Annotated in this window: 11 protein-coding genes; 3 read left to right on the forward strand and 8 right to left on the reverse strand. The window is 69.0% G+C overall.

Going from position 1 to position 8,981, the window contains the following annotated elements; all coding sequences use genetic code 11:
* The coding region (gene rplU, locus ACILQR_RS13835) for a 50S ribosomal protein L21 (protein ID WP_395651979.1) at positions 1–321 on the reverse strand (321 nt) is incomplete at its 3' end.
* 209 nt (positions 322–530) lie between these two features.
* On the opposite strand from rplU, the gene ACILQR_RS13840 reads away from it, so the two are divergent.
* Positions 531–1,955 (forward strand): class I SAM-dependent methyltransferase, encoded by a 1,425-nt coding sequence (locus ACILQR_RS13840; protein WP_395651980.1) that lies wholly within the window; start codon positions 531–533, stop codon positions 1,953–1,955.
* Here the strand turns inward: ACILQR_RS13840 and ACILQR_RS13845 are convergent.
* Positions 1,952–2,518: a YqgE/AlgH family protein gene (locus tag ACILQR_RS13845; protein ID WP_395651981.1), complete on the reverse strand. Its 567-nt coding sequence runs from the start codon at positions 2,516–2,518 to the stop codon at positions 1,952–1,954. The genes ACILQR_RS13840 and ACILQR_RS13845 overlap by 4 nt on opposite strands.
* Positions 2,519–2,643: 125 nt before the next feature.
* Between ACILQR_RS13845 and ACILQR_RS13850 the strand changes: the two genes are divergently transcribed.
* Positions 2,644–3,126 (forward strand): peroxiredoxin, encoded by a 483-nt coding sequence (locus tag ACILQR_RS13850; RefSeq protein WP_395651982.1) that lies wholly within the window; start codon positions 2,644–2,646, stop codon positions 3,124–3,126.
* A 174-nt stretch (positions 3,127–3,300) separates the two neighbouring features.
* Here ACILQR_RS13850 and ACILQR_RS13855 read toward each other — a convergent pair whose 3' ends face one another.
* The 5 genes from ACILQR_RS13855 to ACILQR_RS13875 all read right to left on the reverse strand — a co-directional run bounded on the left by ACILQR_RS13855 (position 3,301) and on the right by ACILQR_RS13875 (position 8,078).
* Positions 3,301–5,337, reverse strand: coding sequence for an ATP-binding protein (locus ACILQR_RS13855; protein ID WP_395651983.1), 2,037 nt, complete (start codon positions 5,335–5,337; stop codon positions 3,301–3,303).
* Positions 5,338–5,401: 64 nt separating this feature from the next.
* Positions 5,402–6,442, reverse strand: coding sequence for a quinone-dependent dihydroorotate dehydrogenase (locus ACILQR_RS13860; RefSeq protein ID WP_395651984.1), 1,041 nt, complete (start codon positions 6,440–6,442; stop codon positions 5,402–5,404).
* Positions 6,439–6,801, reverse strand: a complete 363-nt coding sequence (locus ACILQR_RS13865; protein ID WP_395651985.1) for a DUF952 domain-containing protein — start codon at positions 6,799–6,801, stop codon at positions 6,439–6,441. Before ACILQR_RS13865 ends, ACILQR_RS13860 begins: the two co-directional genes overlap by 4 nt.
* Positions 6,798–7,310 carry a SixA phosphatase family protein gene (locus ACILQR_RS13870; protein WP_395651986.1) on the reverse strand — a complete coding sequence of 171 codons (513 nt, stop codon included), beginning with the start codon at positions 7,308–7,310 and terminating at the stop codon, positions 6,798–6,800. Before ACILQR_RS13870 ends, ACILQR_RS13865 begins: the two co-directional genes overlap by 4 nt.
* Before the next feature lie 33 nt (positions 7,311–7,343).
* Positions 7,344–8,078, reverse strand: a complete 735-nt coding sequence (locus tag ACILQR_RS13875; RefSeq protein ID WP_395651987.1) for a class I SAM-dependent methyltransferase — start codon at positions 8,076–8,078, stop codon at positions 7,344–7,346.
* A gap of 50 nt (positions 8,079–8,128) precedes the next feature.
* On the opposite strand from ACILQR_RS13875, the gene gloB reads away from it, so the two are divergent.
* A complete protein-coding gene (gene gloB, locus ACILQR_RS13880) occupies positions 8,129–8,857 on the forward strand; it encodes a hydroxyacylglutathione hydrolase (protein ID WP_395651988.1) in 729 nt (242 codons plus the stop codon).
* Here the strand turns inward: gloB and ACILQR_RS13885 are convergent.
* The coding region (locus tag ACILQR_RS13885; RefSeq protein WP_395651989.1) for a DUF4908 domain-containing protein at positions 8,854–8,981 on the reverse strand (128 nt) is incomplete at its 5' end. The genes gloB and ACILQR_RS13885 overlap by 4 nt on opposite strands.

Consider the following 8,981-nt stretch of genomic DNA (forward strand, 5'->3'; position numbering starts at 1 on the left):
GGTTTCGCCGGCGCCGTCGATGCCGGTGATGCGCAGGACCGATTCCATCTGGCGGTGGCCGTTGGTGCGGCGATAGCCCTGACGACGGGTCTTCTTGAAGATCTTGATCTTCTCACCCTTGCGGGTCTCGATCAGGGTCGCGCCGACGAAGGCACCGTCGATCATCGGAGCGCCCAGCGTCACGCCGTTGTCGCCGCCCAGCATCAGGACGCTGTCGAACTTCAGTTCCTGGCCAGCATCGCCGTCAAGCTTTTCGACAACGATCGTGTCGCCCGGTTGGACCCGGTACTGCTTGCCGCCGGTTTTGATCACCGCGTACATGTTGAGCCTCAGCGTAACGCAAAAAAGATAGCGCCCGCCGGGTGACCCCGCGGGCGAAGAGCGGCGACATATACGGACCGACCCCGACGAGTCAACGCAAAAGGCCCGGGGCGTGGCCCGAAAACAGCCTCCCCGCCTGAAATGACACGACTCTCTAGCCCGTCCGCGCTCCACCGTGCAAAGAGCAGTCAGGCCATAGAGATATCAGCATGACCCCCGATACCGACAAGAGACTGGTCGCCGCGCGACGTATCACGGCCCATGTCGCCGACCTGCTTCAGGCCGATCTGTCGTTGCGCCTGTGGAACGGCGAGGTCCTGCCGCTGGGCCCCAATGCCCGCGACGACATCCAGATCGTGATCGCCCGGCCCAGCGCCGTGCGCCGTCTGATGCTCAAGCCCGGCCTGATGACCCTGTTCGAGATGTTCGCCACCGGCGACATGCGGATCGAGGGCGGATCGCCGCTCGACGCCGCCGACCGCTGGGACCACGGCCGGGCCATCCACCTGGCCAAGCGCGCCGACAAGGGACTGATCGCCAAGGCCGCCCTGCCCTTCCTGTTCGACGGCTCGGACGCGGGCGCGACCCAGCTGCCCGAGTGGGACAAGACCGGCAACGACGGCATCGGCGCCGACAAGTCGGGCCGCAGCGACAAGGACTTCATCCAGTTCCACTATGACGTCGGCAATGACTTCTACGCCATCTTCCTGGATCCGGAGATGGTCTACTCCAGCGCCTATTTCACCGACCACGACGCCACGCTGGAAGCCGCCCAGGAAGAGAAGCTGGACCGGATTTGTCGGAAGCTCCGTCTCCAGCCCGGCCAGAAACTGCTCGACGTCGGCTGCGGCTGGGCCGGCCTGTCGTGCTGGGCGGCCAAGAACTACGGCGTCACCGTCCACGGCGTGACCCTGTCGCAGGCCCAGCTCGACTACGGCCGCGCCAAGGTTGAGCGCGAGGGTCTGTCGGACAAGATCACGCTGGAGCTGAAGGACTACCGCGATGTCGTCGGCGAATACGACGCCATCAGCCAGGTCGAGATGTTCGAACACGTCGGCTTCGCCAACCACGAGCGCCACTTCCTCGAGATGAAGCGGCTGCTGAAACCGCGCGGCCTGTATTTCCACCAGGCCTCGGTGCGGCGCGGCGGGCTGAACCCGATCAAGGCCACGAACACCACCAAGGTCATCACCCGCTTCATCTTCCCCGGCGGCGAGCTGGACACCATCGGCATGACAGTGACCAACCTGGGCCGTCTCGGTTTCGAGACCCTGGACGTCGAAGACATGCGCGAGCATTTCGAACTGACGCTGAAACACTGGGAAGACCGGCTCTACGCCCGTCGCGAGGACGCCTATGCCATGGTCGGCGAGGCCCGCACCCGGCTGTGGCTGATCTATTTCGCCCTGTTCAAGAAGAGCTTCGAGCGCGGATCGGTGCTGGTCTATCAGACCGTGGCCCAGAAACGCCGCCCCGGCCCGTCCGGCCTGCCGCTCGACCGCGCCAGCCTCTATGCGCCGCGCAAATCCCCCACCGTGGTCAAGACGCCCGTCGCCGCCGTCAAACGCAGCCTCAAGACCAAGGTCGTCGACGCTATCGCCAAGGCGACCCGGCCGCGCAAGCCGAAGGCCTAGGCCCGCCCCGCCTGCCCCGACAGCATGCCGGCATCGACGCCCAGCCCGGCGAGCGCGCGTGCCCACTTGGTCTCGTGGTCGGCGTCGAAGATGACGTCCATGTCGGCGTCGGCGGTCAGCCAGACGTTCTCGCCCAGCTCGCCCTCCAGCTGGCCCTCGCCCCAGCCGGCATAGCCCAGCAGCAGGGTCGAACGCTTCGGTCCCGCCACGTCGGTCATGGCCAGAAGCGCGTCCCGGGTCCCGGTCATGGCCAGGCCGTCGACGAAGGGCACGCTGGTGTCCCGGTTCATCCAGTCGTCGGTGTGCAGGACGAAGCCGCGTTCCTTGTCCACCGGCCCTCCGACCAGGACCGGGCGGCCCGACGCGCTGTCGGGTGCCGGAATCTGCAGTTTCGAGAGCACGGATTTCAGGTCCACCATCGGTGCAGGTCGGTCGAGCCTCAGCCCCATCGCATGGCCCGGCTCATGCACGCACACCAGGATCACCGCGTGCTCGAAACGCGGATCGCCGATGCCGGGCATCGCCACCAGCAGCCGTCCCACGAGCGAGTCGAATTCAGCCATGACCGTATGATCGGCGCCCACCTCGACTTTCGCAAGGCGTCATGACGCCCTTGCGGGCTTGGCGGCGGCATCCGGCACGCCTATCTGCGGTCCACGACCCAACCCCACAGCTCCCGGAGCCTTCCATGACCATCCAGATCGGCGACAAGATCCCCACCGCCACCCTCGGCACCCCCACGGCGGAAGGCCCCAAGCCGATCACCACCGACGAGATCTTCAAGGGCAAGACCGTCGCCCTGTTCGCCGTCCCCGGCGCCTTCACCCCGACCTGCTCGGCCCGCCACCTGCCCGGCTATGTCGACAACGGCGCGGACTTCAAGGCGAAGGGCGTGGACACCATCGCCTGCCTGTCGGTCAACGATCCCTTCGTCATGGGTGCCTGGGCCAAGGCCACCGACGGTGCCGAGGACATCCTGATGCTGGCCGACGGTTCGGGCGACTTCACCCGCGCGGTGGGTCTGACGCTGGACGCGCGCGGCTTCGGCATGGGCGAGCGCTCGCAGCGTTACTCGATGCTGGTCAAGGACGGCGTCGTCACCGAGCTGAACATCGAACAGGGCGGCGAGTTCAAGGTCTCCGCCGCCGAGCACCTGCTGGCGCAGCTCTAGTCTGGGGCGGCTTCGCCGCCGCGCTAACGCTCGGCTCGCGGAGCCTCGCTACTTGAGCGCGTTCTCCTCCCTGTCGCGCAGCGATGGGGAGGAGGATCCGAGCCTCTTGGCGAGGAGACGGAGGGGGCGACACGGTGTCGGACGGGAGCAATCTGCCGCCCACGCCCACAACCCTCAGGCCGCCACCGTCTCCACGGCATCGTCCTGATCCGCCCCGGCCGACAGCACCTTTTGCAGGGCACCGAGCAGGGCGGGCGGGGTCAGGGGCTTGGAGACGAAATAGGTCATGCCGGCCGCCATACAGGCGGCGACATCGTCGGGACTGGTGTCGGCGGTGACCGCGATCACGGGCACGTCGGCATTGATCCCGCCACCCGCGCGCAGTCGCCGCGTCGTTTCGCGGCCGTCCAGCTCGGGCATCCGCACGTCCATGAAGATGACGTCGAAGGCATCGACCTCGCAAATCCTCAACGCCGCCATCCCATCCGCCGCCGTGGCGATATCACAGCCCAGCGGCGTCAGGATCAGCTCTACCGCGCGGCGATTGATGTCGTGGTCGTCGACCACCAGCACCCGTAGAGGCCTATCCGCATCCTGGTCCTCGACATCGGTCGGAGCGACCTCGATCACAGGGCCGGCCGCCACCGGCTCGACGTGGACCGCCGGTGCCAGGTCGGGCCCACCGAGCTGACCTAGTATCTCTTCCAGGCTCGGCGAAGCCGCCGCTGCGGGCAGGGGCTGTGACGTCGCCTCGACCCTGGCGGGCTCAACGACAGCGGCCGGTGCGGTCACCCGCCGTTGCGCCGCGCGTGAGGCCGCAATCAGGTCGGCGGAGATGTCGGCGCGGGTCTCCGCGTCCAGCGGCGCCATCGTGGAAATGTCATGCGTCGCCTCGCCCAGCACCAGCGACAGGGTGAAACAGGCCCCCTCTCCCGGCGCGCTGCGCGCGGTCAGCCGCCCGCCCATCAGGGAGGCCAGTTCGCGGCTGATCGACAGGCCCAGGCCGGTGCCGCCGTGGCGCGCGCTGATCCCGTCCGCCGTCTGGTCGAAGGCGGAGAACAGACGGCCCATCTGTTCGCGGGTCATCCCGGGGCCGGTATCGGCGACCTCGATCAGCACGGCATGACCCGAGGGCTCCTCCGGCCAGGCTTTGAGCCGCAGGGTGACCGAACCGGTCTCGGTGAATTTCAGGGCATTGGAAATCAGATTGTTGAGGATCTGGCGCAACCGCATCGCATCGCCGCGCGCCATGGCCGGCATGTCGCGCGCGCCCTCGACCCGCATGCTCAGCCCCTTGGCCCGCACCGGACCCGTCCACAGACGCAGCGTCTGGGCCAGCATGGCGCGCAGGTCGAAATCCTCGGCCTCCACCGTCATCCGCCCGGCGTCGAGCTTGGAATGGTCCAGCAGATTGTCGAGCAGGGCCTTCATCATCAGGCCGGCGTCGGTGATCAGGGCGGCGTGGGCCCGGGCGCAGGCGTCGGTGGCGACCCGGTCCATCTCGGCCGAACCGGTCAGGATGGCCCCGATCGGGGTGCGCAGGTCATGGCCGATCGCGGCCAGGAAAGCCGATCGCCCGGCCAGCGCCGCTTCGGCCTGTGCGCGACGCTCCTCGGCGATCCGGCGCGCGTGGTTCTCGGCGATATAGGCCTTCTCGATACTGCGCCAGGTCGACAGGCAATAGGCGCCGAAGACGCAGATCGCGACCACGGAGGCTGTGACAAAGCTGGGTGCCGCACCGTTCAGCGTCATCAGGATCGGGGTGGCCAGCAAGTACAGGAACTGCGGCGTGATGGTCAGGGCCAGCACCGTGGCCGAACGCGGCGAATTGACCACCGCATAGATGGACCCGGACGCGAGCACGATGGAGGCGCAGACACCGCCCATGACGCCGCCGGTCAGCCACAGGATCACCGACAGGCTGCCGAAACTGGCCGCGTTCATGAACAGGATCAGACCGCCCAGCACGATCCGCCAGAGCGGCATCCGCCCCACGGTCGTCTTGGTGATCGGCGCAAAGATCATGGCGTCGACCAGTTGAACGGCGAAATAGAAGACCACCCAGGGAATCGACACCGTCCACCCCAGGATCGGGGTGAAGATCAGGGCCGTCGCGGCCCCCATGCCCATGCGTTGAATCAAGGCCTTGCGGCGCTGACGCACGGCTTCGGCCCAGTTGTCGGCGGTCGTCTGGATCGTGACCTCCGTCATGCGCGTCCTCACCGGCCATTTCGGCCACATGGACGCACTATGGCGAAGCGGCCCTAACGCTCCGTCAACGGCCGGCGCGAGAGGCCTCGAAAGCGTTCGCGAACCCGTCGGCGCGCAGGCGTGCGGCGAGGTCGCGCTTGATCCGACCGACCAGCCCGGGCCCTTCGTAGACCAGGGCGGAATAGATCTGCACCGCCGCCGCACCCGCCCGGACCCGCGCATAGGCATCCTCTCCGGACGCAATCCCGCCGACGCCGATCAGGGGCAGACGCCCCGCCGCGGCTTCCGCCGCCGCACGCAGCGCGGCCAGGGCGAACGGCTTCAACGGCGCGCCCGACAGCCCCCCCGACTGTCCGGCGTCCGGCGACGTCAGGCCGGGCCGTTCCAGGGTGGTGTTCGACACAATCAGGGCGTCGATCCCGTGGGCCAGGGCCGCCTCGACGATCATGCCGATCTCGGCCGAGGTCAGGTCGGGCGCGATCTTGAGGAAGACCGGTGCCCGCCCGCCGTCAGGCCCCCTCGCCTCCGCGACCCGGCCCAGCAGGTCGTCCAGCGCCTCGCGCCCCTGGAGCGCCCGCAGGCCCGGCGTATTGGGCGACGAGATATTGACCGTGAAATAGTCGGCCAGACCATCCAGTCGTCGCAGCCCGGCGACATAGTCGGCCGCCTTGTCCTCGGTGTCCTTGTTGGCCCCCAGATTGCCGCCCACGACCACGCCCGCCGGCCGGGCGGCCAGCCCTGCGGCAAAGGCCTCGAGCCCGCGATTGTTGAACCCCATCCGGTTGATGACCGCCCGGTCCTCGCTCAGGCGGAACAGGCGCGGACGCGGATTTCCCGCCTGGGCCAGGGGCGTGACCGAGCCGCATTCGATGAAGCCGAACCCCAGCCGCGACAGCCCCTTCAGGGCCTCGGCGTTCTTGTCCAGTCCGGCGGCGAGCCCCACCGGATTGGTCAGCTCCAGCCCGGCGATCCGCGTCGCCAGGATAGGATCGTCCGCCCTGGCCCGGGGCAGCGGCAGGGTCTTCAACGCGGTGATCGCCCAGCCGTGCGCGTCCTCGGGATCGAGCCGCCGCAGGGCCGCCGCGCCGAGATCGGACAGGCTCACGCGGCGTCCTCGAACCGTACCGCGCCATCGGCCTCGACCGCGAACCGGCGACGCCCCGTCACCGCCGCGATCGGCAGCGGCCCATAGATGTGCGGAAACAGCTGGCCACCGCGCGACGGCTCCCACACCACGGTCTCACCCAGGGCCGTGAGGTCCACGGTCAGGCACAGCAGATCGGCGCGACCGGCGTAGTGCTTGGCCGCCGTCTCGGCGAACTGATCCCCGGTCGACAGATGGATATAGCCGTCGGCGTGATCGACCTCTGACCCGGCATAGGCACCGTCCGCGACGATGCCGTCCCATTCCCCGGCCGCGATGATCTTGTAGGCGACGCCCGCCTGCGCTTCGGGGGCGCTCATTCGTCCGCGCCGCCGCCGAAGGCCTTGGGCGTCAAATAGCCGTCATAGGCACAGCGGCCCGCGACATCGACCTCGAACACCGCCGCCGCTGCGGTGGGAAAGCCCGCCGCCATCCGATCCAGCACGCTGGGCGAGGCTGCACTCTCGACCAGATATTCATGCGCCAGCAGATGGACCCCCGGATTGTGCGCGAGCACCAGCAGGCATCCCGCCTCCTCCTCGGCACCCTCGACGAAGCGGCGGATGACATCGGACGTGGCGTTGTAGAGGTCGGGCAACAGCCGCACCTCGACGTCGCCGAATGCCTCCTGCAACAGGTCCCAGGTCTGGCGGGTGCGGGTCGCGGTCGAGACCAGGGCCAGATCGGGCCGCAGTCCCTTCTCGAACAGAACCCGCCCCATCAGCAGACCGTCCTCGCGTCCCCGCTCGGTCAGGGCACGGTCCCGGTCGTGGCCGGAAGCCGCCGCCCGTTCGGTCTTGGCGTGTCGCATGAGAATGAGGCGGTGCATGGATCGGCTTTAGCCCACGAATCGGGGGCGCGGCTAGAACTCCGGCCTGCGACGTGCGGGCTGAGGCACGAGATCCGGCGATGGCACCCGCACCCGGGCCGCCGATCCCGACGGCCGGACCCGCGCATAGGCCTGGCGCGAGGCCTCCAGCAGGATCAGTCCCGCCGCCCCCGGTGCGACCATCCCGCCCATCTGCTCGATCCCGTCGGCCAGCCCCAGAAGGGGCGTCCACGGCGGGGTATACAAGGTCTGGGACCAGGCCGTCGGCTCCAGCCCCACCTGACGCACCAGCCGCTCCAGCTGACGGCGGGTGAAGGGCCGTCCATGGCCAAAGGGCGTCGTCTCCGCCCGCGCCCACAGCCCGCCCCGGGCAGCGACGGCCAGGATTATCCGCCCCGCCGGGGCCAGGGCCCGTACCGCCTCGGTCAGCAGGGCGGCGGGATCATCGGCCTCCTCCAGCGCATGGATCAGCAGGATGCGATCGAACGCCCCCGCCGCGAACGGCAGGCGCTTCTCGTCGACCAGCAGGGTGCGGTTGCGCCCGGCGGCGGGCCACAGCTCCACCCCCTGCCCGCCCGGCATGGCCGCCACGATCCGGCGCGCCCCGACGAAGGCGTCCAGCCACGGCGTCGCATAGCCGATCCCCAGGATGTCGCTGCCCACGGCCTCGCCCCAGGCGTCATCCAGCCGCCGCGCCACCAGCCGACGCACCAGCGCCCCCGTCGGCTCGCCATAGAAGGCGCGAAGATCCTCGATGCTGCGACGCATGCGGCGCACTATATGCCAGAAGTCGCCCTGCCGTCGCCCGGAGAAACCCCATGGCCCTGACCGTCCACATCTTCCCGGTCCTCAGCGACAACTACGCCTTCCTGCTGCGGGACGACGCGACCGGACAGGTCGCCACCATCGACACCCCGGACGGCGACGCCATCCTGGCCGAGCTTGAGCGCCTCGGCTGGGGTCGGCTCGACCTGATCCTGAACACCCACTGGCATCCCGACCACGCCGGCGGAAACGCCGCGATCCAGGCCGCGACCGGGGCCCGGATCGTCGGCCCCGAGGAGGTCCGCCGCATCGCAACCGTCGATCAGGTCGTCACCGGCGGCGACGTCGTCATGCTGGGCCAGACCCGGTTCGAGGTGACCTCGGCCCCCGGCCATACCTTGGGCCATATCCTGTATCGCTCGGCCGAGGACGACATCGCCTTCGTCGGCGACACCCTGTTCCCGCTGGGTTGCGGCCGCCTGTTCGAGGGCACGGCCGAACAGATGTGGTCCAGCCTGTCGGCCATCGCGGCCTGGCCCGACCGGACGGTCCTGTACGGCGCCCACGAATACACCGCCGCGAACGCCCGCTTCGCCCTGTCGATCGACGACCGGCCCGAGATGGCCGACCACGCAGCCTCCATCTTCGCCATGCGCGAACGCGGCGCGTTCACCGAGCCCACGGTCCTGTCGGTCGAGAAGGCCTTCAACCCCTTCCTGCGCGCGCGCGACGCCGACGACTTCGCCGCCCGCCGCGCCGCCAAGGACGCCTTCAAGGGTTAGTCGCGGACCACGGCCTGGATGATCCGGGTCGAGGACGGGCGGCCGGTGATCCCCTGGTTCGGATGCACCGTGACGCGCAGGTCGCCGTTGACATAGGCGACCGAGGCCGCCCGTCCCTCGGTGA

Origin of the sequence: Brevundimonas sp., from assembly GCF_044239655.1 — a bacterium.
Classification (GTDB): Bacteria; Pseudomonadota; Alphaproteobacteria; order Caulobacterales; family Caulobacteraceae; genus Brevundimonas.

What these genes read in the sequence shown, in the direction of transcription:
- ACILQR_RS13840 (WP_395651980.1), top strand. Translation starts at nt 531, where the DNA reads ATGACCCCCGATACCGACAAGAGACTGGTCGCCGCGCGACGTATCACG.
- ACILQR_RS13845 (WP_395651981.1), bottom strand. Translation starts at nt 2,518, where the DNA reads ATGGCTGAATTCGACTCGCTCGTGGGACGGCTGCTGGTGGCGATGCCC.
- ACILQR_RS13850 (WP_395651982.1), top strand. Translation starts at nt 2,644, where the DNA reads ATGACCATCCAGATCGGCGACAAGATCCCCACCGCCACCCTCGGCACC.
- ACILQR_RS13855 (WP_395651983.1), bottom strand. Translation starts at nt 5,337, where the DNA reads ATGACGGAGGTCACGATCCAGACGACCGCCGACAACTGGGCCGAAGCC.
- ACILQR_RS13865 (WP_395651985.1), bottom strand. Translation starts at nt 6,801, where the DNA reads ATGAGCGCCCCCGAAGCGCAGGCGGGCGTCGCCTACAAGATCATCGCG.
- ACILQR_RS13870 (WP_395651986.1), bottom strand. Translation starts at nt 7,310, where the DNA reads ATGCACCGCCTCATTCTCATGCGACACGCCAAGACCGAACGGGCGGCG.
- ACILQR_RS13875 (WP_395651987.1), bottom strand. Translation starts at nt 8,078, where the DNA reads ATGCGTCGCAGCATCGAGGATCTTCGCGCCTTCTATGGCGAGCCGACG.
- gloB (WP_395651988.1), top strand. Translation starts at nt 8,129, where the DNA reads ATGGCCCTGACCGTCCACATCTTCCCGGTCCTCAGCGACAACTACGCC.